At 65.6% G+C, this 26433-nt stretch carries 27 protein-coding genes and 2 tRNA genes; 16 read left to right on the plus strand and 13 right to left on the minus strand.

Translation table 11 applies throughout. The features are described 5' to 3' along the window. The first annotated feature begins 40 nt into the window (after positions 1 to 40). From NX773_RS01775 to NX773_RS01790, 4 genes are all read left to right on the plus strand, one after another. The gene (locus tag NX773_RS01775; protein ID WP_258854685.1) at positions 41 to 1264 is read left to right on the plus strand and encodes a BON domain-containing protein; all 1224 of its coding nucleotides are present in this window, start codon (positions 41 to 43) and stop codon (positions 1262 to 1264) included. A gap of 152 nt (positions 1265 to 1416) precedes the next feature. Further along, the gene (locus tag NX773_RS01780) at positions 1417 to 2256 is read left to right on the plus strand and encodes an HDOD domain-containing protein (protein WP_258821298.1); all 840 of its coding nucleotides are present in this window, start codon (positions 1417 to 1419) and stop codon (positions 2254 to 2256) included. 94 nt (positions 2257 to 2350) lie between these two features. Continuing rightward, positions 2351 to 3706, plus strand: coding sequence for an NfeD family protein (locus NX773_RS01785; protein ID WP_258854686.1), 1356 nt, complete (start codon positions 2351 to 2353; stop codon positions 3704 to 3706). Position 3707: 1 nt separating this feature from the next. Further along, positions 3708 to 4496, plus strand: a complete 789-nt coding sequence (locus tag NX773_RS01790; RefSeq protein WP_258854687.1) for a slipin family protein — start codon at positions 3708 to 3710, stop codon at positions 4494 to 4496. A 157-nt stretch (positions 4497 to 4653) separates the two neighbouring features. Here the strand turns inward: NX773_RS01790 and NX773_RS01795 are convergent, their stop codons facing one another. Continuing rightward, positions 4654 to 5562, minus strand: coding sequence for a LysR family transcriptional regulator (locus NX773_RS01795; RefSeq protein ID WP_258854688.1), 909 nt, complete (start codon positions 5560 to 5562; stop codon positions 4654 to 4656). Between the two features lie 109 nt (positions 5563 to 5671). On the opposite strand from NX773_RS01795, the gene NX773_RS01800 reads away from it, so the two are divergent. Beyond that, positions 5672 to 6241, plus strand: coding sequence for a cysteine hydrolase family protein (locus tag NX773_RS01800; RefSeq protein WP_258854689.1), 570 nt, complete (start codon positions 5672 to 5674; stop codon positions 6239 to 6241). On the opposite strand, the gene NX773_RS01805 is transcribed toward NX773_RS01800, so the two are convergent. From NX773_RS01805 to NX773_RS01835, 7 genes are all read right to left on the minus strand, one after another. Then, positions 6238 to 6723 (minus strand): cupin domain-containing protein, encoded by a 486-nt coding sequence (locus NX773_RS01805; RefSeq protein ID WP_258854690.1) that lies wholly within the window; start codon positions 6721 to 6723, stop codon positions 6238 to 6240. The genes NX773_RS01800 and NX773_RS01805 overlap by 4 nt on opposite strands. 52 nt (positions 6724 to 6775) lie before the next feature. Then, positions 6776 to 7369 carry an IMPACT family protein gene (locus NX773_RS01810; protein ID WP_258854691.1) on the minus strand — a complete coding sequence of 198 codons (594 nt, stop codon included), beginning with the start codon at positions 7367 to 7369 and terminating at the stop codon, positions 6776 to 6778. A gap of 72 nt (positions 7370 to 7441) precedes the next feature. Beyond that, positions 7442 to 7517: transfer RNA gene (locus NX773_RS01815), tRNA-Lys, on the minus strand. Between the two features lie 126 nt (positions 7518 to 7643). Beyond that, positions 7644 to 7719: transfer RNA gene (locus NX773_RS01820), tRNA-Lys, on the minus strand. Between the two features lie 64 nt (positions 7720 to 7783). Next, on the minus strand, positions 7784 to 9580 hold the full coding sequence (gene tfpB / locus NX773_RS01825; protein ID WP_258854692.1) for a type IV pilus assembly ATPase TfpB: 1797 nt from the start codon (positions 9578 to 9580) through the stop codon (positions 7784 to 7786). Further along, positions 9581 to 10372, minus strand: a complete 792-nt coding sequence (locus NX773_RS01830; RefSeq protein WP_258854693.1) for a spermine/spermidine synthase domain-containing protein — start codon at positions 10370 to 10372, stop codon at positions 9581 to 9583. Between the two features lie 106 nt (positions 10373 to 10478). Further along, the gene (locus tag NX773_RS01835) at positions 10479 to 10991 is read right to left on the minus strand and encodes a glycine zipper 2TM domain-containing protein (protein WP_258854694.1); all 513 of its coding nucleotides are present in this window, start codon (positions 10989 to 10991) and stop codon (positions 10479 to 10481) included. Positions 10992 to 11343: 352 nt separating this feature from the next. Here NX773_RS01835 and NX773_RS01840 point away from each other — a divergent pair, with 352 nt between their 5' ends. The 5 genes from NX773_RS01840 (at position 11344) to NX773_RS01860 (ending at position 16514) form a co-directional block, all read left to right on the plus strand. After that, a complete protein-coding gene (locus NX773_RS01840) occupies positions 11344 to 11742 on the plus strand; it encodes a barstar family protein (protein ID WP_258854695.1) in 399 nt (132 codons plus the stop codon). A 184-nt stretch (positions 11743 to 11926) separates the two neighbouring features. Then, complete coding sequence (gene purN / locus NX773_RS01845; protein WP_258854696.1) at positions 11927 to 12544, plus strand: phosphoribosylglycinamide formyltransferase; 618 nt, start codon at positions 11927 to 11929, stop codon at positions 12542 to 12544. 12 nt (positions 12545 to 12556) lie between these two features. Next, positions 12557 to 13855, plus strand: a complete 1299-nt coding sequence (locus tag NX773_RS01850) for an RsmB/NOP family class I SAM-dependent RNA methyltransferase (protein WP_258854697.1) — start codon at positions 12557 to 12559, stop codon at positions 13853 to 13855. Positions 13856 to 13858: 3 nt separating this feature from the next. Next, positions 13859 to 15193 carry a mechanosensitive ion channel family protein gene (locus tag NX773_RS01855; RefSeq protein WP_258854698.1) on the plus strand — a complete coding sequence of 445 codons (1335 nt, stop codon included), beginning with the start codon at positions 13859 to 13861 and terminating at the stop codon, positions 15191 to 15193. Between the two features lie 109 nt (positions 15194 to 15302). Continuing rightward, a complete protein-coding gene (locus tag NX773_RS01860) occupies positions 15303 to 16514 on the plus strand; it encodes a DesA family fatty acid desaturase (RefSeq protein ID WP_258854699.1) in 1212 nt (403 codons plus the stop codon). 183 nt (positions 16515 to 16697) lie between these two features. Here NX773_RS01860 and NX773_RS01865 read toward each other — a convergent pair whose 3' ends face one another. The 5 genes from NX773_RS01865 to NX773_RS01885 all read right to left on the minus strand — a co-directional run bounded on the left by NX773_RS01865 (position 16698) and on the right by NX773_RS01885 (position 20686). Further along, a complete protein-coding gene (locus NX773_RS01865) occupies positions 16698 to 17816 on the minus strand; it encodes a hypothetical protein (RefSeq protein WP_258854700.1) in 1119 nt (372 codons plus the stop codon). A gap of 172 nt (positions 17817 to 17988) precedes the next feature. Further along, the gene (gene rpmG / locus NX773_RS01870; protein WP_258811419.1) at positions 17989 to 18156 is read right to left on the minus strand and encodes a 50S ribosomal protein L33; all 168 of its coding nucleotides are present in this window, start codon (positions 18154 to 18156) and stop codon (positions 17989 to 17991) included. A gap of 17 nt (positions 18157 to 18173) precedes the next feature. Continuing rightward, positions 18174 to 18410 carry a 50S ribosomal protein L28 gene (gene rpmB / locus NX773_RS01875; protein ID WP_258821281.1) on the minus strand — a complete coding sequence of 79 codons (237 nt, stop codon included), beginning with the start codon at positions 18408 to 18410 and terminating at the stop codon, positions 18174 to 18176. 172 nt (positions 18411 to 18582) lie between these two features. Continuing rightward, on the minus strand, positions 18583 to 19254 hold the full coding sequence (gene radC, locus NX773_RS01880; RefSeq protein WP_258854701.1) for a RadC family protein: 672 nt from the start codon (positions 19252 to 19254) through the stop codon (positions 18583 to 18585). A 100-nt stretch (positions 19255 to 19354) separates the two neighbouring features. Further along, positions 19355 to 20686 carry a ferredoxin reductase family protein gene (locus tag NX773_RS01885; RefSeq protein WP_258854702.1) on the minus strand — a complete coding sequence of 444 codons (1332 nt, stop codon included), beginning with the start codon at positions 20684 to 20686 and terminating at the stop codon, positions 19355 to 19357. A gap of 208 nt (positions 20687 to 20894) precedes the next feature. Here NX773_RS01885 and NX773_RS01890 point away from each other — a divergent pair, with 208 nt between their 5' ends. The 6 genes from NX773_RS01890 (at position 20895) to NX773_RS01915 (ending at position 26328) form a co-directional block, all read left to right on the plus strand. Further along, positions 20895 to 21350, plus strand: coding sequence for an FKBP-type peptidyl-prolyl cis-trans isomerase (locus NX773_RS01890; protein WP_258854703.1), 456 nt, complete (start codon positions 20895 to 20897; stop codon positions 21348 to 21350). Between the two features lie 9 nt (positions 21351 to 21359). Continuing rightward, positions 21360 to 22307 (plus strand): 4-hydroxy-3-methylbut-2-enyl diphosphate reductase, encoded by a 948-nt coding sequence (ispH, locus tag NX773_RS01895; protein ID WP_258854704.1) that lies wholly within the window; start codon positions 21360 to 21362, stop codon positions 22305 to 22307. 359 nt (positions 22308 to 22666) lie between these two features. Further along, positions 22667 to 23596 (plus strand): branched-chain amino acid ABC transporter permease, encoded by a 930-nt coding sequence (locus NX773_RS01900; protein WP_258854705.1) that lies wholly within the window; start codon positions 22667 to 22669, stop codon positions 23594 to 23596. A 14-nt stretch (positions 23597 to 23610) separates the two neighbouring features. After that, a complete protein-coding gene (locus tag NX773_RS01905; RefSeq protein WP_258854706.1) occupies positions 23611 to 24822 on the plus strand; it encodes an ABC transporter permease subunit in 1212 nt (403 codons plus the stop codon). Positions 24823 to 24833: 11 nt separating this feature from the next. Beyond that, positions 24834 to 25604, plus strand: a complete 771-nt coding sequence (locus NX773_RS01910) for an ABC transporter ATP-binding protein (protein WP_258821274.1) — start codon at positions 24834 to 24836, stop codon at positions 25602 to 25604. A gap of 1 nt (position 25605) precedes the next feature. Next, positions 25606 to 26328 (plus strand): ABC transporter ATP-binding protein, encoded by a 723-nt coding sequence (locus NX773_RS01915; protein WP_258854707.1) that lies wholly within the window; start codon positions 25606 to 25608, stop codon positions 26326 to 26328. Positions 26329 to 26433 lie beyond the last annotated feature (105 nt).

Genomic DNA, 26433 nt, shown 5'->3' on the forward strand with positions numbered 1-26433 from the left:
AAATCATGGTATTAACAACAACGGACGCAAGGGACACCACATGAAAACGCTTATCGCCGCCCTGCTGGCGACTGCCGCCGGCTCCAGCCATGCATTCGCACCCACCGCCGCGCTCAACCACGACCCGGCCACCTACCGCGCAGTGACCCAGAAGGCCGCCGCCGAGTACAAGGCCGCCGCCGCCAAGTGCAATGGCATGAGCGGCAATGACAAGGACGTGTGCATGGCCGAGGCAAAGGCGGCGCGAGCGCGCACCGAGTCCGACGCGCTGGCCAAATACAACCAGACCAGCGAAAGCCGCACCAAGGCGCGCGAGCGGGTGGCCGATGCCGACTACGCGGTGGCCAGGGCCAAGTGCGGCGCGATGAGCGGGGCCGACAAGGACAGCTGCCTGAACAACGCCAAGTCCACCCACACCGCGGCGCTGGCCGATGCGAAGAGCGGCCGCGACGTGAGCGCAGCCGGCGCCAGCGGCAGCGGCGGCACCGTGATCGCGGGCACCGGCAATGCCAACGCATCGAAGGCCATGGAGAAGTGCGAGCAAGCCGGCGGCGACGCGCGCACCGGCTGTCTGGTCCAGACCAAGCCGGGTCCGGCGACTGCGGCGGCCCGGGCCGGCAACGAGGTTGCGGCGCACACCGAGAACGCGGCCGCCGACACGCGTGATGCGGCGGCGGTTGCGGCCGACAAGACCCGCAGTGCCGCTTCCACCGCCGCCGAGAAGACGAAGGAGCTGGCACAGGCCACGGTGGAAAAGACCAAGGAGGTGGCCCATACCGTCGCCCAGAAGACCGAGACCGCCCTGGACAGGGCTGGCGAGAAGAGCCGCGAGGTTGCCTCGACTGCGGCGCAAAAGACCGAGAACACGATGGAGCGCGCTGGCGACAAGACCCGCCAGGCCGCATCGACTGCGGCGCACAAGACCGAAAACGCGATGGAGCGGGCTGGCGAGAAGACGCGCGACACCGCAGCTACCGTTGCCGACAAAGCTGACGGCGCCACCGACACCGCCGCCGCCAACACGCGCGAGGCCGGCAAGAAGACCGCGGTCGCCGCTTCCGACACCGCCATCACCACCAAGGTCAAGGCCAGCCTGTTCAAGGAACCGGACCTCAAATCGCTGGCCATCCACGTCGAGACCGAGAAGGGCGTGGTGATGCTGAGCGGCTTCGTCGATTCCAAGGCCGAGGCGGACAAGGCGGTCAAGGTGGCCAAGGAAGTGGACGGCGTGGCCAACGTGAAGAGCGCCATCAAGGTGAAGTAGGGGCATGCGGTATGCATATGTGTGACGGTTCCGCGGGCGGCTGACACACACTGTCGCGCCGCGTCCACGGAACCGCGCCTGTCACGGCACGGTTCCCGCCATCGCATGAGATGCGAGGCAACCAGTTCACCTTGCGAGCGTATAATCGAGCGGTGAACAGAATCGAAGCCTTTGGTTACATCGCCGCCCAGGCAGCGCGCGGCGACATGACCTTCCCAACCAGTGTCAACGCCGTCCTGCGCCTTCAATTGGCGCTGGAGGATCCCGATTGTCATCTGGAAGACGCAATCCGCCTGGTGCTGGGCGAGCCGCAGCTGGCGGCGCGTACCGTGGCGCTGGCGAACACCGCTGCCTATAACAGTGCGGCTGGCCCGCAGATCACCAACGTGCGCGCGGCCGTCGCGCGGATCGGCTACCGGCGCCTGCAGGCGCTCGTGGCCAGTCTGGTGGTGCGCCAGTTCGGCAGCCGCATCGTGGACCCTGGCCTGCGCGCCAAGGCCGAGCAGCTGTGGGCGCATACCGCCCACGTGGCGGCGCTGGCCGAGGCGTTTGCGCGCCGGGTCACCTTCGTCAACCCCGACACCGCCCTGTTCGCCGGCATCGTGCACGAGGTCGGCGGGTTCTACCTGCTCTCGCGCGCCGACGAATTCCCGGGCCTGTTGGACGAAGATCCCGAGAACTGGGCCGAGCTGTGCGAGGACGTGGTCAGCCGCGAGGTGCTGCGCAAGCTGGCCGTGCCGGCGCCGGTGGCCGAAGCGATCGTCGAACTGCGTGGCGCGTGGCTGGGCATGCCCCCCGAAACCCTGCGTGACACGCTGCTGCTGGCCAACCAGTACACCCCCGTGGCCTCGCCGCTGGGCACGCCGCCGCCCCCGCCGCCGGAGCACGCCGAAAGCGCGCTCGACTTCGTGCTCGACGAAGACACGCTGCGCGACATCCAGCGCGAAGCGGCCGAGACCTTCATCTCCATGGACGGGCCGCCCCTGGCCTGAGCCGTTTGCCTGGGGTTCCCGCTTGCGGAACCAAGGCCGAAGCCAGCACTTCTAACCCCTTGGGAGGGACACCCGTCCGTCGCGAGGTGCTGGCATGTTCCCATCATGGCCGGCAAGGCTGGCTTGTTCGTTGCTGATGGCGCTGGCGGCGCTGGCCCCGGCGCGCCTGTCCGGGGTGCCGCGTGCGGTTGACCTGGCGGGCACGGCCAAGGTCGTCGTGCTCACCGTGGACGGCGCCATCGGCCCGGCCTATGCCGACTACGTCGCCCGCGGCATCGCCCGCGCCGCAAGCCAGCGCGCCCAGCTCGTCGTGCTGCGGCTGGACACCCCGGGCGGCCTGGACACGTCCATGCGCACCATCATCCGCGCGATCCTCACGGCGCCGCTGCCGGTGGCGAGCTACGTCGCCCCTGGTGGCGCGCGCGCGGCCAGCGCCGGCACCTACATCCTGTACGCCAGCCACATCGCCGCAATGGCGCCTGGCACCAACCTGGGCGCCGCCACGCCGGTCGCCGTGGGCCCGGGCGGCGCCGAGCCGGCCAGGGAAAAGACGCCATCGACGATGGAACACAAAGAAGTCAACGATGCCGCCGCCTACATCCGCGGGCTGGCCCAGATGCGCGGCCGTAATGCCGACTGGGCCGAGCAGGCGGTGCGCGAAGCCGTCAGCCTGTCCGCGGAGGAGGCGCTCAAGGCGCACGTGGTCGATGACGTGGCGCCGGACCTGCCGCGGCTGCTGGCGCTGCTCGACGGCAGGACCGTGACCGTGCTCGGCCAGCCGAAAACGCTGCACACCGCGCGCGCTCCCGTCGAGGACGCGGCCCCGGACTGGCGCACGCGCCTGCTCGCCGCCATCACCAACCCGAGCGTCGCGCTGATCCTGATGACCGTGGGGATCTACGGGCTGGTGTTCGAATTCATGAGTCCCGGCGCGGTCGCGCCCGGCGTGGCGGGGACGATCTGCCTGCTGCTCGGCCTGTACGGCCTGCAGCTCCTGCCGGTCAACTACTCGGGCCTGGCGCTCATCCTGCTCGGGCTTGGGCTGATGGTGGCTGAGGCCTTCCTGCCCACGTTCGGCGCGATCGGGATCGGCGGCGTGATCGCGTTCGTGATCGGCGCACTGATGCTGGTCGAGACCGACCGGCCCGGCTTTGGCATCCCGCCAGTCCTGGTCGGCACGCTTGGGGTGGCGGCGGGCCTGCTGGTCACGGCAACGGCGAACGTGGCCTTGCGCACACGCCGCCGCAAGCCGGTCAGCGGGGCCGAGGCGCTGGTCGGCAGCGTGGGCGAAATGCTGGAGGGCGCCACGCGCGAAGGCTGGGCCAACATCGGCGGCGAGACCTGGCACGTCGTCACCGACACGCCGCTCGCGCGCGCCCAGCGCGTGCGCGTGGTCGCGATGCGCGGCCCCGTGCTGCATGTGGTGCCTGAAAATGAACGAGGAGCCTGAGATGCTAATCGAGTTCAGTTTTTCGATCGGCCTGATCATCGTGCTGCTGGCCGTGCTGCTGGCCATGTCGGTGCGCATCTTGCGCGAATACGAGCGCGGCGTGGTGTTCCAGCTCGGGCGCTTCTGGGCCGTAAAGGGACCCGGACTGTTCCTGCTGATCCCGGTGCTGCAGCAGATGGTGCGGGTGGACCTGCGCACCATCGTGCACGACGTGCCCAAGCAGGACGTGATCTCGCGCGACAACGTGTCGGTGCGGGTGAGCGCGGTGCTGTACTTCCGCGTGATCGACCCGGCCAAGGCCATCATCCAGGTCGCGAATTTTTTCGAGGCTACCAGCCAGCTGGCGCAGACGACGCTGCGCTCGGTGCTGGGCAAGCACGAACTCGACCAGATGCTGGCCGAGCGCGAAAAGCTCAATATCGACATCCAGCAGGTGCTCGACGCGCAGACCGACGCCTGGGGCATCAAGGTGGCCAACGTCGAGATCAAGCACGTGGACCTGGACGAATCGATGATCCGCGCCATTGCGCGCCAGGCCGAGGCCGAGCGCGAGCGCCGCGCCAAGGTGATCCACGCGGAGGGCGAACTGCAGGCGTCCGAAAAGCTGATGCAGGCCGCGCAGGTGCTGGGGCGCCAAAGCGGCTCGATGCAGCTGCGCTACCTGCAGACCTTGTCCACCATCGCCAGCGACAAGACCGCCACCATCGTGTTCCCGCTGCCGGTGGATTTGCTCGGCTCCTTTATCCAAGCGGCAGAAAACCGTCGTTCCCGCGAAGGCGGGAACCCATAGACCGCCTGCGCAACCCGGCCATGCGACAAGCCGACCAGCCGCGTAGGGTGGGCGGGTTTCCCGCCCACGCGTTCAGGGCATGTTTGAAGCATGGACGGTTCGAGTTGTCGCTGGACGCGTGGGCAGGAAACCTGCCCACCCTACGTGTCCTCCGCACTCACTCCCAGCTGACGATGCCACCCTGGTAGGCCCGCGTCCTGGCCACGATGCGCTTGTCGCGCAGGAAGCGCAGCACCGCCTTCACGGCCGGTGCGCGCATGGTCCCGGGCAGGGCGGCGATGACGAATTCGCGCCGCGCGGCAATCGGCAGCGCAAGCGTGCGCACCTCGTCGGGCTTGGGGAACACCGACAGCTCGGGCAGGATCGAGAACCCCATGCCGCGGCCGACCATGGCGGCGATGCTCGTGTCGTTGGCCATCGTGCGGCTTGGCCGCGCTGCGAAACCGGCCGCACGGCAGCGCTCCAACACGGCGGCCGCACCCGAGCACGCCAGCGCGATGAACGGCAGGCCATCGACCGCCGGCCAGCCCGCGTCGATGCGCGGCGCCAGCGAAGCGGGCAGCACCAGCCGGTAGCTGTCGAACAGGTAGGGCTGCCACGCGAGCGCGTCATCCACCGGCAGCTGCGCAATGCCGACGTCGGCGCGGCCCTGCAGCACCGCTTGCGCCACATCGTCGCGCTCGTCGCAGCCGTCGTCGATCTCGATCTCGATGCCCGGATATTCCAGCGCCAGCGCCTCGAGCGCGTGCGGCAGCAGGTGCGTGCCCACGCTGCGAAAGCACGCGATGCGCACGCGTCCCGCCAGCGCCTGGCTGTCGCGCGCGGCGTCGAGCAGGCTGGCCTCGATCCGCAGCATCTGCCGCGCCTTGTCCAGAACCCGGTGGCCCGCGTCGGTCGGCGCCGAGCCATCGCGTCCACGCGCGAGCAGGCGCACGCCGAGCTCGCGTTCGAGCTCGCCGATCGCGTGGCTGATGCGCGATTGCGTGCAGTCGAGCTGCGCGGCGGCCGCGCTGAAACTGCCGTTATCCGCGACCGCCACCAGCATCCTGAGTTGGCTGAGCTTCATGGCCATCGAAATCCTTCATGGATGAGCTGGCAATTATCGGGCATTTCGGTTGGGCTTGCAGCAACGCGCGGGCGAAGATGGCGGCTCATCCATTCGAGAGGAGTACCCGATGCAGCAACTGCCCGCCAACGCCGCGCTGATCGTCATCGACGTGCAGCAGGCATTCAACGACCCGAGCTGGGGAGAGCGCAACAATCCGCAGGCCGAGCAGAACATCGCGCGGCTGCTGGCCGGCTGGCGCGCAACCGGCAGGCCGATCTTTCATATCCAGCACCGTTCGCAGCGGCCCGGCAGCCTGTTCCACCCGGACGCGCCGGGCTTTCGCGTGAAGCCGGAAGCGGCGCCGCTGGCGGGCGAACCGGTCCTGTACAAGAACGTGAACAGTTCGTTCATCGGCACCGACCTCGAACAGCGCCTGCGCGCGGACGGGATCGGCACGCTGGTCATCTGCGGCATCACCACCGACCACTGCGTATCGACAACCACGCGCATGGCCGGCAATTTCGGTTTCGAGGTGTTCTTCGCGGCCGATGCGGCGGCGACCTTCGAGCGCACCGGCCCCGACGGCCGCCACTACGGCGCGCAAGTGATGCACGATACCGCGCTGGCCAGCCTGCACGGCGAATTCGCCACGGTAGTGCCGACGGCGGACATGCTCGATGCGCTCTCGCAGCCTTAGTCCAATGGCCCCAGTGGCTTGCCGTCCGCGAGGCTGTAGATGGCGACCTCGTCGCCCATCCTGACCATCCGCTTGCCCAGGCGCGGGAAGTCGGCGATCTCGGTGTCGAGGTTCTCTCCGCCCATCAGGTAGACCAGGTCCTCGTTAAATGGATTGCGCATGTGGTGCGCGACCGAGGTGGGAAAGCCGATGAAATCTCCTGCCGCGACCTCGTACTGCTTGTCGTCGACATCGGCCATGCCGCGGCCGGAGAGGACATAGATCCACTCTTCTTCGCGATGGTGCGCGTGGTAGGCGAACGACTCGTGCCCGGCCGGGATGCGCACGATGCTGACCCCGGCGCGCTGCAGCCCGGCGGCCTTGCTCAGGTGGGTGCCGATGAGGCGCGACTTCGGATTCCATGGGTGCGAGAATTCGCCCTCGGCTGACTTCACTTCGGCAGCGCGAATCAGGTGCGGGTTGCGTTCGTTGTTGGCGGACATGGCTCCTCCCTGTGGTTAGGATGAGCCGAGTGTAGCACCGAAGAGTGCGCCGTCAGTCGTCTTCGCGGTGCCAGGTGAGCCGGCCGTGGCCGGCATCGTTCAGCCGGGACACCAATCCGGCCGCCGCCGCTTCCGGCAGCGTAAATGCAAGGCTCACGGTGTCGCCGTGTTCGACGTCGGCGAGGGTGGCGCCCGCAGCCTCCAGCTCGCGCCGCACCATCCCTTCGAGGGCGTACGGCACAAGGCAGCGCAAGGTCCGGGTACGCACGATGGCGACTTTCTCGGCCTGGAGCAGCGCCTGCGCCACCGCGTCGGTGTAGGCGCGCACCAGACCGCCGGCGCCCAGCTTCACGCCGCCAAAGTAGCGCACCACGGTGGCGAGCACGCCTTCCAGATCCTGGTGACGCAGCACGTCCAGCATCGGGCGACCGGCGGTGCCGCTTGGCTCGCCATCGTCCACCGCCGCGGACTGGCCGCCGGCCAGCAGCGCCCAGCACACATGGTTCGCGCCCGGGTGCTGCGCCTTCAGGGCAGACACCACCGCCTGCGCGCCGGCGCGATCGGCCATCGGCTGCACGCACGCGATGAAGCGGCTCTTCTTGATGACCAGGTCGTGGTGGACGGGGGCGGCGATCGTTTGCGGCATGCGGGGCAGGGCGGGTAAAACAAAAAAGGCGTCACGATCACTCGCAACGCCTTGTCTGTTACTGCTAAATTCTGGTAGGCCGTGCTGGGCTCGAACCAGCGACCAACGGATTAAAAGTCCGCTGCTCTACCAACTGAGCTAACGACCCGAAGAGCTCGCTATTATAGCGGCAGTTTTGCGGTTGCGCCAGTCTTTACTGCGCGCCCGCCCTACGGCGACCTGGCCGAGGAATGAAAAAGGGGTTTCGATTGCTCGAAACCCCTTTTCCTGATTCTGGTAGGCCGTGCTGGGCTCGAACCAGCGACCAACGGATTAAAAGTCCGCTGCTCTACCAACTGAGCTAACGACCCGAAAGAGGTCGTCATTATAGCGACAGCTTGCCGTTTGCGCCAGTCCTGTTTGGGGTCAGGCCGTCTAGGCCATCGCCGAGGTTACCTTGAGCACTTCCTCGGCCGTGGTCACGCCCTCGATGATCTTGTGGGCGCCGGCCATGCGCAGCGGCTTCATCCCGTCGGCCATGCTCTGCTGGCGCAGCGCCTGCAGGTCGGTCTGTTCGCCGATCAGGCGCGTGAACTGTTCGGTGACGGTGGCCAGCTCGTACAGGCCGGTGCGCCCGCGGTAGCCGGTCTGGCGGCACTCGGGGCAGCCGACCGGGCGGTACACGGTGGCCGGCTTCGGCAGGTTCCACGCGCCGCCGATGCTCTGCCAGACGTCGTCGGACAAGTCGCCGCCGGTGGCCTTGCAGTGCACGCACAGCGTACGCACCAGGCGCTGCGCCATGATGCCGATGAGCGTGGCTTCGAGCAGGTAGTAGGGCACGCCCAGTTCGAGCAGGCGCATCACCGCCGACGGCGCGTCGTTGGTGTGCAGCGTCGAGAGCACCAGGTGGCCGGTCAGCGCGGCCTGGATCGCCATCTCGGCCGTGGCCAGGTCGCGGATCTCGCCGACCATGATGATGTCCGGGTCCTGCCGCATCAGTGCGCGCACGCCGTCCGCGAACGACAGGTCGATACCCGGCTGGACCTGCATCTGGTTGAACGACGGCTCGACCATCTCGATCGGGTCCTCCACCGTGCACACGTTCACCTCGCTGGTGGCGAGCGCCTTGAGGGTGGTGTACAGCGTGGTGGTCTTGCCCGAGCCGGTTGGACCGGTGACGAGGATGATGCCGTGCGGGCGCTGGGTCAGGGCGTCCCAGCGCGCCGCGTCGTCGGCCGGGAAGCCCAGCTCGGGCAGCGTCTTGACCACCACTTCCGGGTCGAAGATACGCATCACCAGCTTTTCGCCGAACGCAGTGGGCAGCGTGGACAGGCGCAGCTCGACCTCCTGCCCGGTGTTGGTGCGGGTCTTGATGCGGCCATCCTGCGGGCGGCGGCGCTCGATCACGTCCATCCGTCCCAGCAGCTTGATGCGCGCGGTCATCGCGATCATCACCGCCGTTGGCACCTGGTACACCTGGTGCAGCACGCCGTCGATGCGAAAGCGCACCAGTGCGAACTCGCGCTTCGGTTCCAGGTGAATGTCGGAGGCGCGCTGCTCGAACGCGTAGCTCCACAGCCAGTCCACGATGTTGACGATGTGCTGGTCGTTCGCGTCGAACTGGCGGTCCGACTTGCCCATCTCGACCAGCTGCTCGAGGTTGTTGCGCAGCGTCGTGTTCTGGCTCGACGACTTGTTCGCGTCGCGGATCGACTTGGCCAGGCTGAAGAACTGCGAGATGTACTGCGCGATGTCGAGCGGGTTGGCGATCACCAGTTCAACCCTGCGGCGCGAGATGCGCGCGATCTCGTGCTCCCATTCCTTCACGAACGGGTCGGCCGTGGCCACCACCAGCGTGGTCGGGGTCAGCTCGACCGGCAGCACGTTAAAGCGCGCCGCGTAGCTGGCCGACATCACGTCCGCCACCTTGGTGAAGTCGATCTTGAGCGGGTCGATGCGGATGAAGGGCAGGCCGACCTTGGCGGCGCACCACTCGGACAGCACGTCCAGCGTCAGCAGCCGGTGCGGCGCCAGGGCCGAGGTGAGCTTGCACTGTGCGACCGCGGCCAGCGGGTGCATGGCGCCCGGCGCGTTCTTCAGGATGCCCTGGGCCTGCGCGAAGTTGGCCTTGACGTGTTCCTTGGTGACGATTCCGTCCGCCAGCAGCCACGCGAAAATGGCCTGCAGGTCGAGGCGTTTGATGCGTGGCTTGGCGTCGGAATGGTCGTCCATTTATTTTGCGGCCAGTGCCGTGGCAATGCCCTTGACCCAGGATTTGGCGGGCAGTTTGGTGGAGGCCTGGATCTGCGCGGCGCGCGCGGCCAGCGCCTCCAGGTCGATCTTGCGGCGCTCCCTGAAGCACAGCGCGACCACGTTCCCTTCGTGGACTTCGGGCAGGCAGATCACCTGGTCGAACGCGAACTTCATCGCCTTGATGTTCCTGGCGAAGCTCGGATGGTCGCCGAACAGGTTCACGGTCATGATGCCGCCCGGCGCGAGGCAGGCGTTACAGGCCGCGTAGAACTCCGGCGTGTCCAGCACCGGGCCGCGCGCGGTGGCGTCGTACAGGTCGCACTGCAGCACGTCGAACGCGCCGTGGCTGGACGGGTGCAGCACAAAGTCGAAGGCGTCCATCTCGCGCACCTGCAGGCGCGCGTCGTCCTCGGGCAGCTTGAACATCGAGTGGCAGATGTCGATCACCGACGGGTTCAGTTCGATGGCGGTGACATGCGCCTCGGGGAACTGGCGGTAGCAAAACTTGGTGAGCGTGGCCGCACCCAGGCCCAGCTGGCAGATGGTGCGCGGGGCGTCGATGAACAGCATCCACGACATCATCTGCTGCGCATATTCGAGTTCGGGCCAGTCCGGCTTGCGGATGCGCATGGCGCCCTGCACCCACTCGGTGCCGAAGTGCAGGTAGCGTACGCCTTCCTGTTCCGATAGCGTCACGGGCGCGAATTTCGGCTTGCGCACGGGACGGCGGGACGATTCGGCTTGTTCGATGGATTTTCGTTTGATGAGCATAGGACGGCCTGGGAAAACCGCCCTATTATCAGGCGACGGGTTCCTGCAGCGCAAGCACTAGCGGGAACCCGGGGAGAAGGGCAGGAACCTGCCCGTCCGAAAGCGATCAGTAGCGGTCGGCGACCACCGAGACGCGCAGGTGGACGCGGTCGCCCGGGTCGCGGCTCATGATCTCGGTGTACTGGTGGCCGCGGTACTCGTAGGTGACCTCGTAGCCGGCGTTGCGGGTTTCCACCACTTCGATGGTGCGGCACTGGCGCACGGCTTGCTCCTGCACGCCGGGGCCATAGTTGCGGCCGTCGTTTTCGACATGGTCGCCCACCATCGCGCCGGCGATCGCACCGGCCGCGGCTGCGGCTACCTTGCCGTTACCACCGCCCACCTGGCTGCCCAGCAGCGCGCCGGCGATGCCGCCGACGATCTGGCCACCCGAGCCGCGCTGCGGCTGGGCCTGCGCCTGCACATATTCGGTGCGGCACTCCTGGCGCGGCACACGCACCTGCTCGGTACGCGGCTGGACGCGCACCACGCGGCCGAAGTCGTCGAAGTCGCCGGCATGCGCCAGCGGGAGCGCGGCGACGAAGAGGGCGGAGATCAAAAGTTTGGCTTGCAGTTTCATGTTTACCTCGTTTTTGGGTGGTGCTAAGTCGTCAATATGCTAGTGCCACGAGCTTATGGTACTTCCAGCCGAGTACGCCGTGCGATCTGCGTGGCAACAAAATGTAACAGCAGGCATTATGCGACTTCGGCGGACAGAAGCGGGAAAATCCTTGTTAAATCAAAGGTTTTTTTGAAAAATTGGCGCTAGGAGTCAACATTCGGGTTGCTTCCACTACCACAAAACGTTACCCTTAGAAAAGTTAGGGTTTATTGGCGTGTGTAAATCGATAGCAGGAGAGTAAGTAATGCGCGTGCTCCATGGTCCGGGCGCGGGTTCCCCTCCCAACACACTAGGTCAACTTGAGGGAAAAATGAGTTTGTTGATGACAGTGGCGCCCAATCTTGTGCAGTCCATTCGTGCGTTCCGCGTCGTGGAGCTGCAGGAAGAGGCTGGCAGGCTGGGGCATCACTTCCTGTACGCGCACTGTGCCACTGCCCTGACCAAGCAGCAGGTGTGCGCGAAGATCGGCGAGAGCTTCCATTTTCCCAAGCCGTGCAGCAAGAATTTCGACGCGCTGCGCGAGTGCCTGACCCACACCATCCACAAGGCCGGGCCGCAACCGGGCTTCATCGTCGTGCTCGAGCAATTGCCCAACACGCAAAAATTCGACAAGGAAGCGCGCGAGAACCTGCTCGACGTGTTCCGCGACGCGGCCGATTTCTGGGCCGAGAAGAAAGTGCCGTTCCGCGTCTTCTATTCGTTCGAGTAATCCGTAGGGTGGGCGGGTTTCCCGCCCACGCGCTCAGCCAGTGCGTGACGGGCCGGTGCGTCTGCGTGAATCGGTGCGCGTGCGCCGGTTGAACGCGTGGGCAGAATCTGCCCACCCTACGAACAGCCGACGCCCCGATGTTTCCGTTGGGCCTGACTTGACGCCTCAGGTACAATGGCGGGCTATGAAAAACATCGTGATCCTCATTTCTGGCCGTGGCAGCAACATGGAAGCAGTGGTGCGCGCCTGCGAAGCCGAGAAGTGGCCGGCACGGGTGGCCGCAGTGATCAGCAACAAGGCCGACGCCAAGGGACTCGCGTTCGCTACAGCGCACGGCATTCCGACGGCCGTCGTGTCGAATAAGGATTACCCGACGCGCGAGGCTTTCGACGCGGCGCTGCAGACAGTCATCGATGGCTTCCAGCCCGACCTGGTGGTGCTGGCCGGCTTCATGCGCATCCTGACCGCCGGCTTCGTCGAACACTATGCGGGCCGCCTGCTGAACATTCACCCGTCGCTGCTGCCGGCCTTTCCGGGCCTGGCGACGCACCGGCAGGCGCTGGAGGCGGGCGTGCTGGAACATGGTGCGACCGTCCACTTCGTGACGGCCGAGCTGGACCACGGTCCGGTGGTCGCCCAGGCGCGCGTGAACGTGCTGCCCGGCGACACCGAAGAGACGCTGGCCGCGCGCGTGCTGGTGGAAGAGCACAAGCTCTACCCCTATGCGGTCCGCCTGTGCGTCGAAGACAGGGTCACGATCGACAACGGGCAAGTGACCGTTGCCGGAAACAACAGAATCTAAACAAGGAATTTCATGAGATTGCCTCCAGCAATTCTCGCCAATACCGAAGAGGTGTTGCGCGAGATCCTGCGTTTTACCGCGCCGGCCGACGTGACGCTGTCGCGCTACTTCAAGGATCACCCGCGCCTGGGTGGCCGTGAACGCGGCGCCGTCGCCGAGGGGGTGTATGCCGTGCTGCGCAACAAGTCCTTCTTCACCGATTTCGCCGGCTCCGGCAATGCGCCGACCATCCGCCGCCTGGCCCTGCTGGGCATGGCCGAGGCGGTGGGCGCCGAGTCGCTTGGCGGCTTGAGCGAAGAGGAAAACCAGTTCCTGGCCCGCGTTACGCAGATCGACCGCAAGCTGCTGTCGCCGCTGTTGCGTTCGAACCTGCCCCAATGGCTGTACGACAAGCTCGTGGCCCAGTTCGGCGAGCAGGAAACGCTGGAGCTGGCCGCTGTGCTGAACACGCCGGCGCCGCTCGACCTGCGCGTCAACTCGATCAAGGCCAACCGCGACGACGTGATCGCCGAGCTGGCCACGGCGCCGATCATCGCCGAGCCGATGCCGTACGCGCCGCTGGGCCTGCGCGTGCACAAGAAGCCGGCGCTGCAGAACCTGCCGCTGTTCAAGTCCGGCGCCATCGAGGTGCAGGACGAGGGCAGCCAGGTGCTGGCCCAGCTGGTGGGCGCGCGCCGCGGCGAAATGGTGGTGGACTTTTGTGCGGGCGCGGGCGGCAAGACGCTGGCGCTGGGCGCGATCATGCGCAACACCGGCCGCCTGTACGCGTTCGACGTGTCGGAAAAGCGCCTGGCCAAGCTCAAGCCGCGCCTGGCGCGCTCGGGCCTGTCGAACGTGCATCCGGTGGTCATCGCGCACGAGCGCGACGCCAAGGTCAAGCGCCTGGCCGGCAAGATCGACCGCGTGCTGGTCGATGCGCCGTGCAGCGGCCTGGGCACCCTGCGCCGCAACCCGGACGTGAAATGGCGCCAGCAGCCACAGGCGATCGCCGAGATGCAGGAAAAGCAGCTGTCGATCCTGGACGGCGCCTCGCGCCTGGTCAAGAGCGGCGGGCGCCTGGTGTACGCCACCTGCAGCCTGCTGAACGAAGAGAACGACGCGGTGGTCGAGCAGTTCCTGGCCACGCACGACGACTTTGCGCTGGTGCCGATGAGCGCCGCGCTGGCTGAACAGAAGATCCCGCTCGAGATGGACAAGTACCTCAAGCTGCTGCCGCACAAGCACAACACCGACGGCTTCTTCGCCGCCGTGCTGGAGCGCAAACCGATGGCCGCGAAACCGGCCAAGGCGCAGGCGGAAACGGAGGAATAAGCGATGACGGCGGTGCCCCTGTCCAACCTGCTGCCCGACCTGATCGAGGATCTCGCCCGGCCCGGCATCAAGTGGCAGGTGGTGGCGGTGGTGGCGAGCGCCGCGCTCGGCTGGCTCGCTGCGCGCGTGATCCGCCGCTTGCTGCCGCGCGCGCGCGACGGCGAGGGCGGCTTCCTGCGCATCGGCGCCGAGAGCTTCCTCGCGGTGCTGGCCCCGCTGATCGTGGTCGGGCTGCTGGACGCTGCCAAGTACATCCTCATCGCCAACCACATCCACATCAACCTGGTGCGGGTGGCCATGCCGGTGTTCACTTCGCTGGCGGCGATCCGGGCCGTGTTCTACCTGCTGCGCCGCGTGTTCGGCCGCAGGGGCGAGCTGGGCGCGGCCTTCGTCACGTTCGAGAAGATGTTCGCGCTGCTGGTGTGGCTGGGTGTTGCGCTCTACATCACCGGCATGTGGGACGACGTCTACGCCTTCCTCGACAGCCGCGAAATCCGCATCGGCAAGCTGCATCCGTCGATCGCGGAGATCCTGCAGGGCGGCCTGTCGGTCGTGGTGCTGCTGATGCTGGCGCTGTGGGCCGGCGCCGCGCTGGAAGAGCGCCTGATGGGCATGGCCGGCCTGCACACTTCGCTCAAGGTGATGCTGGCGCGCATGAGTCGCGCCTTGCTGATCCTCGTTGCCGTGCTGCTGTGCCTGCCGCTGATGGGGCTGGACCTGACCGTGCTGTCCGTATTCGGCGGCGCGTTCGGCGTGGGCCTGGGCCTGGGCATGCAGCGCATTGCCAGCAACTACGTGTCGGGTTTCATCATCCTGCTCGAGCGCAGCCTGTCGATCGGCGACATGATTTCGGTGGATAAGTACACTGGCAAGATCACCAACATCAACACCCGCTACACCGTGCTGCAGGGGCTCGATGGCGTGGAAACGGTGCTGCCGAACGAGATGCTGATTTCCGGGCCGGTGCAGAACCAGTCGCTGTCCAGCCGCTGCGTGCGCGGCTTCACCCGCATCCTCGTCGCGCACGGCAGCGACCTGACCGTGGTGATGCCGTTGCTGCTGCAGCAGGCGGTCGGCACGCCGCGCGTGCTGGCACAACCGGCGCCCGGCGTCGGCCTGAACCGCTTTGCGCCGGAAGGCTACGAGGTCGAACTGGGTTTCTGGATCGGGGACCCCGAGAACGGACTGGGTGGCGTCGTGTCTGAGGTGAACAAGAAGATCTACGCGCTGGTCCAGTCGGGACAGATCAAGCTGGCAACGAATGTGCTCGATGTTCGTCTGCTTGATAAAGAGCTGCCAACGCCGGTGTCGCGAATGGCGCAAACCGAGGCCACTTGATTGCTCCAGTTGGTGCCCGCGGGCAGTAGTTGCGCGTAAAATGTGAAGTGCGGCGCTGGTCGGGTTTTCGAACGGCGTGGGCAGTTTCGCCATCCCCTTTGGAGCATCAATGAATTTGTTTAGCAACACCTTGCACGCGGTGCTGAGTTTCCTCGACACGGGCCTGGTCGGCCTGTCCGGCTGGGAACTCGTGCTGTACACGCTGGTCGTGACGCACATCACCATCGCCAGCGTGACCATCTTCCTGCACCGGCACCAGGCGCACCGCGCGCTGGAACTGCACGCCATTCCCAGCCACTTCTTCCGCTTCTGGCTGTGGCTGACGACCGGCCAGGTGACCAAGGAGTGGGCCGCGATCCACCGCAAGCACCACGCCAAGTGCGAGACCGAAGACGACCCGCACAGCCCGGTCACCAAGGGCGTGATGAAGGTGCTGCTCGAAGGCGCCGAGCTGTACCGCGCCGAAAGCAAGAACCAGGAAACGCTGGACAAGTACGGCCATGGCACCCCGAACGACTGGATCGAGCGCCACGTGTACACCCCGTACAGCTGGGCCGGCGTGTCGGCGCTGCTGGTGATTAACGTGGTCCTGTTTGGTGTGATCGGCCTGACGATCTGGGCCGTGCAGATGTTGTGGATCCCGATCTGGGCCGCAGGCGTCATCAACGGCATCGGCCACTTCTGGGGCTACCGCAACTACGACTGCAACGATGCGGCAACCAACGTGTTCCCGTGGGGTATCCTGATCGGCGGCGAGGAGCTGCACAACAACCACCATACCTTCGCCACCTCGGCCAAGCTGTCGAACAAGTGGTACGAATTCGACATCGGCTGGACCTATATCCGGATGATGGAAGTGGTGGGCCTGGCCAAGGTGAAGAAGGTTGCGCCGAAACCCAAGCGCGTCAAGAACAAGGCGGAGGCGGACTTCGATACGCTGCAGGCCGTGATCGCGAACCGCTATCACGTGATGGCCAAGTATGCCAAGTCGGTCAAGCACGCGTTCCGCGAGGAAGTGGAGCAGCTGAAGCACAAGGCCGAGCTGGAGCCACGCTTTCTGAAATCGGCGCGCAAGCTGATGCAGCGCGAGCCGGCCAAGCTGGAAGCGCCGCAAAAGCAGCAACTGGTTAAGCTGTTCCAGCACAGCAAAGTGCTGGAGACGATGCACCAGATGCGCGTGGAGCTGAGCGCGATCTGGGAGCGTTCGCACTCGACCCGCGACCAGCTGCTGCAGCAGTTGCAGGACTGGTGCGCACGCGCGGAAGCGTCGGGTATCAAGTCGCTGCAGGAATTCTCGATGCGGCTGCGCACGTACGCGTAAGCGAACGGCGTCAACGAAAAGCGGCTCCTTCGGGAGCCGTTTTTGTAGGGTGGGCGGGGTGAAGCCGGGCAGTGCCCGGCTGAACGAACGCCCACGCGTTCAGATCCCGCTTGCGCCGCTTGGACGCGTGGGGTGAAGCTGGCCAGTGGTCAGCTGAAAAAGCTGCCCACCCTACGGAAATCTTCAATTGCACGCCTTCGACCGCGGCCAGCCGCAGGCGATCATGCCGCCCACGTCAGGGTTCTTCAGGTAGTCCAGGTGAGCGCCGAACGGGTCTTCCAGCAGCCCGAACCAAGTCGATGAATTCGACACCAGCACGTCCGCGATCGTGACGTCGGGCCCGGCGTAGCGCGTGGGCATGAGCTGGTACGACAGCAAATCGTTCGGGTCGGTGAACGCCACCACGGCCAGCTTGGACAGATTCTCGCGCTTGGGACTCTGTTGCCCCGCGCGGCGCAAGGTCAGGAAGCGCTGCAGCGCATCCGGCGGGCCAAAGTTGGTGGCGCCGGGGGCGAGCGTCTGCTCGGCCAGCCCCAGGATCGGCAGCTGGTTACCGACCATGAACACGATCGCCATCCGCTGCGCCGCGCGCTGCCCCAATTCGTGCAAGTGGGCCGGCGCCTCGGGCCGTAGCATGTCGCTGAGCGCGTCGAACAGCAGTTTGCTGCCCAGGCTCTCGGCCACCACGATCAGCGGCCCCGGCGCCTGGCCCGACCGCTGTTCCGTACCTTCGAGTACCTTGGCCACCGCGTCGATCATGCTCTGCTTGATATAGACGTGGCTCTGCCCTTGGTAGATCATCGCGTCCGACAGGCAGTCGTTGAGCAGCGTGTCCTTGAGCAGCCCGTTGTAGTGTGCGCGTTTGGGCCGGCACGCTTCGTCCTTGCCGCAGTCGGTGGGTTTGCCGGTCTTGTCGTAGGCCAGCTGTTGCTTGAGCGTGGCCGACATCGGCGACCACAGCAGCGTATGGAAATTGACCAGGCCGCCCGCCGTCTTGTCCGACCGTTCCACCACCTGGATCTGGCTGGCCGCCGCAAGCGCTGCCTGGTCGGGTTCGGTGCCGGTGTTGGTGCGGATGGTCCTGGTGATGTTGTCCATCGTCGCGTGCGCCCAGGCGGCGTCGTGCGTGCACATGCCGTGCACCAGCACCACGTCCACGGGGCGGGCCGCATCCTGCTGGATGACGTTGGCAATGCCGGGGAAGGGCGTGCTGTCGCGCACGACGACCGGCGAGTTGTAGGGTGTCGAACAGGCCGCCATGAGCGTGAATCCGGCGGTCATCACCACTGCATGAAGTCTCATGTCGCTTCCTTCCGAGAAAGCCGTGACCTACGGCAATCTAACCAGTCTACGCATTCTGGTTTTCAGGAAACGACGAATTGGCGTGGCGGTTGAGTTGCCTCAAACGCGTGGTCGACAATAAAAAAGCCGCGCACTGTCGTGGGCGGCTTTCTTTGTACGGAACCGGATCAGATTACTTGATCTTGGTTTCTTTGTACTGAACGTGCTTGCGTGCCTTCGGGTCGAACTTGATGATTTCCATCTTGCCCGGCATGGTGCGCTTGTTCTTGGTGGTGGTGTAGAAGTGACCGGTACCTGCGGTCGATTCCAGCTTGATCTTGTCGCGGCCAGTTTTTGCCATGTTTGCTGCTCCCTAAATTAGATTTTCTCGCCGCGGGCACGCATGTCGGCGAGGACAGCGTCGATGCCCAGCTTGTCGATCACGCGCAGGCCGGCATTCGAAACGCGCAGGGAGACCCAACGGTTCTCGGATTCGACGAAAATGCGACGGTTCTGCAGGTTGGGCAGGAAACGGCGTTTGGTTTTGTTGTTAGCGTGGGAAACGTTGTTGCCAACCATCACTCCCTTGCCGGTAACTTGGCAGACACGTGCCATAGCGCACTCCTTAGTAATGTTCCAAAATCGGAAAGATGAGAGTATAGCCGGAAAACCGCCGGGGAATCAATCACTTGCGAAAAAAAATTGTTTCTCGGTCCGTGGGCGTGATTTAACAATCGTAAAATCGAGACATTCCCGTTGTAACCACAGGGTTTACCGGGACCGGCAGCTAGAGCTGGCCGTGCTCGGCGAACGAGTGGACGTGTGGTCCGGCCACCACAAAATGGTCGAGCACGCGCACGTCCACCAGCGACAGCGCCTGCACCAGCGCGCTGGTCAGGTGCAGGTCGGCCTCGCTTGGCTCGCACACGCCCGAAGGGTGGTTATGCGCCAGTACCACGCCCGAAGCGTTGCGGCGCAGGGCCGCCTTGACCACCTCGCGCGGATACACGCTGGTCTGGGTGAGGGTGCCGGTGAACATTTCCTGGTGGTCGATCAGGCGGTTCTTAACGTCGAGGAACAGGACGACGAAGGATTCGTGCGGCTGGCAGCCGAATTTCATGCGCAGGTAATTCTTGGCCACGTCGGGCGAGCAGATCGATTCGCGCGCCAGCTCTTCGTGCGCGGCGCGCCGCGCCAGTTCGAGCACGGCCTGCAGCTGGGCGTACTTGGCCAGGCCCAGCCCGTTCACTTCGCTGAACTCGTCCAGCGTCGCGTGAAACAGGCGGTGCAGGCAGCCGAAATGGTCCAGCGCATCCTGCCCGAGCGCGACCGCGCTTTTGCCGCGCACGCCCACGCGCAGGAAGATGGCGAGCAGCTCCGCGCTCGACAGCGCGGCCGGCCCTTCGCGCACCAGCCGTTCACGCGGGCGCTCCTGTTCCGGCCAATCGCTGATTCCCATGCACGGCGCTCCCGTTCAAGCCCAGCGGCGCCATTGGCGGCTGCGGCGAAGCAGCATTATGGGCATGGCCGCCGTTGCAGGCTTGAACGTGGCGCAAGGCTCAGCGCATCTGGAACAGCTCCTGGTGGAAGCGTTGTTCGGGCAATCCCATCGCCGCCAGTCCTTGCTTGATGGCTTTTCCGAAGCCGGCCGGGCCGCAGAACCAGATATCGGCCTGGCGCCAGTCCGGCACCTCGTCGGTGATACGTTGCAGATCCAGCCTGCCGTCGCGCTCGTCCCACAGCACATGCAGCCGTACGCCGGCCTGGGCCGCATCGTGCGTGAGCCGCCCGATGGCCTGCGCATCGTAGGTCGCCGTGGTGTGGAACAGGTCGATGATGCGCCAGTCGCGGTGCCCGGCCAGCGCCTGCATGCGCGCGATGAAGGGCGTGATGCCGATGCCGCCGCCGATCCAGATCTGGCGCCGTGCCGGGCCGTCGAAGTTGAAGCGGCCGTACGGACCCTCCACCTTGACCGCGTCCCCGGTCTTGAGCAGCGACGGCAGCCGGCGCGTGAAGTCGCCCAGCCCTTTGACGATGAAGCGCAGCCGGCGGTCGCCTTGCCACGCCGAGGCGATCGTGAACGGGTGCGCACCCTCGCGCCCCGGCAGGGTCAGGAAGGCGAAATGCCCGGCCTCGTGTCCCGGCCAGTTGCCGTCCAGTTCGATGTCGATCGCGACCACGCCCACCACGGGCTGGTGTTCGACGCCCACGATATGGCCCGCTACCGGGGTGCGGCCGGCACGGCGCCTGAGCAGGGACATCACCGCGGCCGCGCTGCCGAGCGCCATCAGCAGGGCGACGGCAATGCCGGCCGGCCCCGTCCAGTAACTGAACTTGAGAAGGAATACCGAGTGGAACACCAGTACGAGGTAGGCTGCCGCCAGCAGCTTGTGGACCGGCACAAAGCGGTGATACGGAAAGCGCTTGATGAGCGCGAGCGCGATCAGCACCACCGCCGCGTAAAACGCCCATTCGCCGACCGATTCGGCAAGGTGGCGCTGCTGCAGGAACAGGCGCTCTACCGGGGCGTCGGGCAGCACGCGCGGCCCGCGCGCCGGGCGCGTGAGAAGGCCCAGGTCAATCAGCCAGTGCGGCCCCTTGGCGATGGCCCAGTGGCTGACCGAGATGACCAGGCCTGAAATGCCGAGCCATTTGTGCAGCCGGAACATCTTGTCCAGCCCGCCCAGCCAGGGCTCCAGCACAACCGGCCGCACGGCAAGGATCATGGCCAGGCTCATCACGCCGATGCCGATCACGCCGGTGTTCTGCATGAGCACATCGCGCCACTGGAAAAAGTTCTGCTGGCTGGACAGGGCGCCCGGGTCGGTGACCCACCACACGCCGAACAGCAGGGCCAGGGAGCCCCAGAACACGCGTTCGATACTTCTCATGGCACAACTCCGTCTTGTTTCCACAACCTGAAAGCCTACGCCGCCATTTCCACGAGGATAAATCGCTTTTCACCTTGTTACAGGTGTGGTCATGCGAAACCAAACCCAGGTCAAGAATCGAGGCTGGCTGGGCCAAAAAAACAGGCAGCGGCGGGCGGCAGGCCCCGCCGTGGCTTACAATAAGGGTTTGCCCGCCAGAAGAACGAATATGTCCAACGCAACTACCGCAGTCGTCAACGAAACTTCCTACCTGACCCTGCATTACCGCCTTGCCGCCGCCGACGGCACCGATATCGTCACCACCTTCGGCGGTACGCCCGCAACCCTGCTGATGGGCCAGGGCCAGCTGGCGCCGTTCCTGGAGCAGCGCCTGCTCGGCCTGCCGGAAGGGACGCACCAGACCTTCACCTTGACCGCGCTTGAGGGCTTCGGCGAGCGCAATCCGGACCTGATCCAGGCTGTGTCGAAGGCGACCCTGGCCGACAATTCGGTGCCGGACGAGGAATACAGCGTCGGCGACCTGGTCACCTTCAATGCGCCGGGCGGCGGTCAGTTCGCCGGCGTGCTGCGCGAGCTGCGCGGCGACACCGCGATTTTCGACTTCAACCACCCGCTCGCCGGCCAGACCCTGCAATTCGAAGTACAACTGATTTCGGTTCTGTAAAGGACACGCATGGAAAACGAAATTCTGCTTGCCCAGCCGCGCGGCTTTTGCGCCGGCGTTGACCGCGCAATCGAGATCGTCGAGCGCGCGCTGCAGCAGTTCGGCGCTCCCATCTACGTGCGCCACGAGATCGTGCACAACGCCTACGTGGTCAACGACCTGCGCAACAAGGGCGCGATCTTCATCGAGGAACTGGACGACGTACCGGCCGGGAACACGCTGGTGTTTTCGGCGCACGGCGTCTCGAAAGCGGTGCGCCAGGAAGCCGAAGCGCGCGGCCTGAAGATCTTCGACGCGACCTGTCCGCTGGTGACCAAGGTGCACGTGGAAGTGGCCAAGATGCGCAAGCAGGGTTGCGAGATCGTGATGATCGGCCACAGCGGCCATCCGGAAGTGGAAGGTACGATGGGGCAGGCGGACGAGGGCATGCACCTGGTCGAGACGGTCGAGGACGTGGCCGGGCTGCAGGTGGCCAACCCCGACCTGCTGGCCTACGTGTCGCAGACCACGCTGTCGGTGGACGACACCGCCGGCATCATCGCCGCGCTCAAGGCGCGCTTCCCGAACATCATCGAGCCCAAGAAGGGCGATATCTGCTACGCGACCACCAACCGCCAGGAAGCGGTCAAGTTCATGGCGCCGCAGGTGGAGGTGGTAATCGTGGTCGGCAGCCCCAACAGCTCGAACTCGAACCGGCTGCGCGAAGTGGCCGAGAAAAAGGGCACACCGGCCTACATGGTGGACAATGCGGACGCGATCGATCCGAACTGGGTCAAGGGCAGGCACCGCGTTGGCGTCACCGCCGGCGCGTCGGCGCCCGAGGTGCTGGTGGCGGCGGTGATCGACCGCCTGAAGGCGCTGGGTGCGGCAAGCGTGCGCACGCTCGACGGCGCGATCGAGAACGTGACCTTTCCGCTGCCGAAAGGGCTGGACGGCGGCAAGGCCGACGCGGCCTGACTTCACCCGATTTCGTAGGGTGGGCAGCTTGGCTGCCCACGCGTTCAAACACGGTTGGCAGGCGTTGAACGCGTGGGCAGGAAACCTGCCCACCCTACGGGCATTCCGTGCATCCGGCTGGTGCACCGGCACTCGCTCCCGCACCAGCACCTCCCACTGTTGCGCCGCGCCATAGTTTATTCCCTACAATTCTTAATTTCCGATATTAGTTTTTGCGAAACCTCGCTATGATGGCAACGCTCGGAATTCTGTCGTTCGCGCAATAGCGGACGGTTGCGGTAACACCACTTTGTCAGGCCAGAGCGGCACTTCGGGAACGGGGTGCCGTTTTTGTTAGTTGAAGAAAAGGCAAGCAATCCATGGAGACTTTCATCCAGCAGATCCTCAACGGTCTGGTGCTAGGGAGTATGTACGCCCTGGTCGCGCTCGGTTACACGATGGTGTACGGGGTGCTGAACCTGATTAACTTCGCCCACGGCGACGTCCTGATGATCGGCGCCATGGCCGGCCTGTCGATCCTCAAGCTGTTGGAAGCCTACGCGCCCGGCCTGCCGGGCTATGTGCAGCTGGCCATTGCGATCCTTGGCGCCATTCCGGTGTGTGCGCTGGTGAACGTGCTGATCGAGCGCGTCGCCTACCGCCGCCTGCGCAACGCGCCGCGCCTGGCGCCACTCATCACCGCGATCGGCGTGTCGATCCTGCTGCAGACCATCGCGATGATGATCTGGGGCCGCAGCCCGCTGCCGTTCCCGCAGCTGCTCTCGTCCGAGCCGATCGTGATCGCCGGCGCCATGATCTCGCAGACCCAGGTGCTGCTGCTGGTGCTGGCCGCCGTGGCGATGTTCGGCCTGGTGCTGCTGGTCGAGCGCACCCGCCTTGGCCGCGCGATGCGCGCGGTGGCCGAGAACCCGCGCGTGGCCGGCCTGATGGGTGTGGATTCGAACCGCGTGATCGTGGCCACCTTCGGCATCGGCGCGGCGCTGGCCGCGGTGGCGGGCGTGATGTGGGGCGCAAACTATGCGTCGATCCAGTTCGCGATGGGCACCGTGCCCGGCATGAAGGCCTTCTCGGCCGCTGTCCTGGGCGGCATCGGCAACATCTACGGCGCCATGATCGGCGGGATCGTCCTGGGCATCATCGAAAGCCTGGGCGCCGGCTACATCGGCGACTTCACCGGCGGCTTTTTGGGCAGCCACTACCAGGACATCTTCGCATTCGTCGTGCTGATCCTCGTGCTCACCGTGCGCCCGTCGGGCATCATGGGCGAGCGGGTCGCCGACCGCGCCTGAGGGAGGAATCGCACATGGCTCTTCTCACATTCGACACCCAGCACAAGCCGCGCCAGTCGTACGCCAGCATGGCGGTACTGCTGGCGGTGATGATCGCGTTCCCGTTCTTCGCCAGCCACTACGGCAACTCGTGGGTGCGCATCCTCGACATGGCGCTCCTGTACATCATGCTGGCGCTGGGCCTGAACATCGTGGTCGGCTTTGCGGGCCTGCTGGACCTGGGCTACATCGCGTTTTTCGCGGTGGGCGCCTACCTTACGGGCCTGTTGGCGTCGCCGCAGTTCGCCACGCTCTTGCAATCGATCGTCGATAACTACCCGGCGCTGGGCGAGGCCCTGGTGGCATGGATGGGGCCGGAGATCGTCCAGAACGGCATCCACCTGTCGGTGTGGTTCATCGTGCCGCTGGCCGCGGCGATCGCTGCGCTGTTCGGCGCGCTGCTGGGGGCGCCCACGCTCAAGCTGCGCGGCGACTATCTGGCCATCGTGACGCTCGGCTTCGGCGAGATCATCCGCATCTTCATGAACAACCTGAACGACCCGATCAACTTCACCAACGGGCCGCAGGGCATCAACATGATCGACCCGATCCGCATCGTTGGCGTGTCCCTGGCGGGCGAGGCCGGCTCGGGCGCGACGGTGAACGTGTTCGGCATGTCCATGCCGTCGGTGAACGCCTACTACTTCCTGTTCCTGCTGCTGTGCATTGCGACGATCTTCATCACCGGCAGGCTGCAGCATTCGCGCCTGGGCCGCGCGTGGGTGGCGATCCGCGAGGACGAGATCGCGGCCAAGGCGATGGGCATCAACACCCGCAACGTCAAGCTGCTCGCGTTCTCGATGGGCGCGTCCTTCGGCGGCGTGGCGGGGGCCATGTTCGCGGCCTTCCAGGGTTTCGTGTCGCCCGAATCGTTCTCGCTGACCGAATCGATCGCCGTGCTGGCGATGGTGGTGTTGGGCGGCATTGGCCACATCCCGGGCGTGGTCATGGGCGGCATGCTGCTGGCCGCGCTGCCGGAAGTGTTGCGCCACGTGGTCGAACCGGCGCAGCAGGCGGTGTTCGGCAAGGTCGTCATCGAGGCCGAGGTGCTGCGCCAGTTGCTCTATGGCCTGGCGATGGTCCTGATCATGCTGAACCGTCCGGCCGGGCTGTGGCCGTCGCCGAACAAGGAAGACCGGCCGACCGCCGCGACCCAGGACGATGACGTCGAGACGTCGGCGGCGTGAGGGAGAAGACGATGAGTGACCAGATCCTTCTGAACATCGCCGGCGTGAACAAGCGCTTCGGCGGCCTGCAGGCGCTGACCGATGTTGGCATCACGATCAACAAGGGCCAGATCTACGGACTGATCGGCCCGAACGGCGCCGGCAAGACGACGTTCTTCAACGTGATCACCGGGCTGTACCAGCCGGACAGCGGCACCTTCGAGCTGGACGGCAAGCCGTATTCGCCTTCGGCCCCGCACGAGGTGGCCAAGGCCGGCATTGCGCGCACTTTCCAGAATATTCGCCTGTTCGGCGAGATGACCGCGCTCGAAAACGTGATGGTGGGCCGCCATGTGCGCACCCGGCAGGGCGTGTTTGGCGCGATCTTCCGCCACAAGGCCGCGCGCGCGGAAGAGGCGGCGATTCGCCAGCGCGCGCAGGAGCTGCTGGACTTCGTGGGCATCGGCCGGTTTGCCAACCGCACTGCCAAGTTCCTGTCCTACGGCGATCAGCGCCGGCTGGAGATCGCGCGTGCACTGGCGACCGAACCGAAGCTGCTGGCGCTGGACGAGCCGGCGGCCGGCATGAACGCGACCGAGAAGCTGGCGCTGCGCGAGCTGCTGGTGAAAATCAAGGCCGATGGCAAGACCGTGCTCCTGATCGAGCACGACGTGAAGCTGATGATGGGCCTGTGCGACCGCATCACCGTGCTCGAATACGGCAAGAAGCTGGCGGAAGGGCTGCCGGCCGAGATTCAGAAGAACCAGGCCGTGATCGAGGCCTACCTGGGAGGTTCGCACTGACATGAGCGAAACGATTCTGAAAGTCGCGGGCCTGAAGGTGGCCTACGGCGGCATCAAGGCGGTCAAGGGCGTTGACCTGGAGGTGCGCCGCGGCGAGCTGGTGACGCTGATCGGCGCCAACGGCGCGGGCAAGACCACCACGCTCAAGGCGATCACCGGCACGCTCCCGCCGTGCAAGGTGGACGGCACGATCTCGTACCTGGGCCAGCCACTGGCGGGCAAGCAGTCGTTCCGGCTGGTCGAGCAGAAGCTGGCCATGGTGCCGGAAGGGCGGGGCGTGTTCACCCGCATGACGATCCACGAAAACCTGTTGATGGGCGCCTACACGCGGCGTGACCAGGCCGGGATCGATGCCGATATCGAGAAATGGTATGCGGTGTTCCCGCGGCTGAAGGAGCGCTCGGCGCAGCTGGCCGGAACGTTGTCCGGCGGCGAGCAGCAAATGCTGGCGATGGCGCGCGCGCTGATGTGCCATCCGACCTTGCTGCTGCTGGACGAGCCGTCGATGGGACTGTCGCCGATCATGGTGGAGAAGATCTTCGAGGTGATCCGCGATGTGAGCCGGCAGGGTATCACGATCCTGCTGGTGGAGCAGAATGCAAAGCTGGCGCTGCAGGCGGCGCATCGCGGCTACGTGATGGATTCGGGCGCGGTCACCATGACTGGCAATGCGCGGGACATGCTGGACGATCCGCGGGTGCAGGCGGCCTATCTGGGCGAGTAAGCAGGAGCGGGCCGCGTAGGGTGGGCGGGTTTCCCGCCCACGCGTTCAACCGGCGGCTGAATTCGTGCACAGTCCAACCGGCGGCTGAACGCGTGGGCAGGAGAC

The sequence above is a fragment of the Massilia solisilvae genome, from assembly GCF_024753215.1.
Taxonomy (GTDB): Bacteria; Pseudomonadota; Gammaproteobacteria; order Burkholderiales; family Burkholderiaceae_D; genus Telluria; species Telluria solisilvae.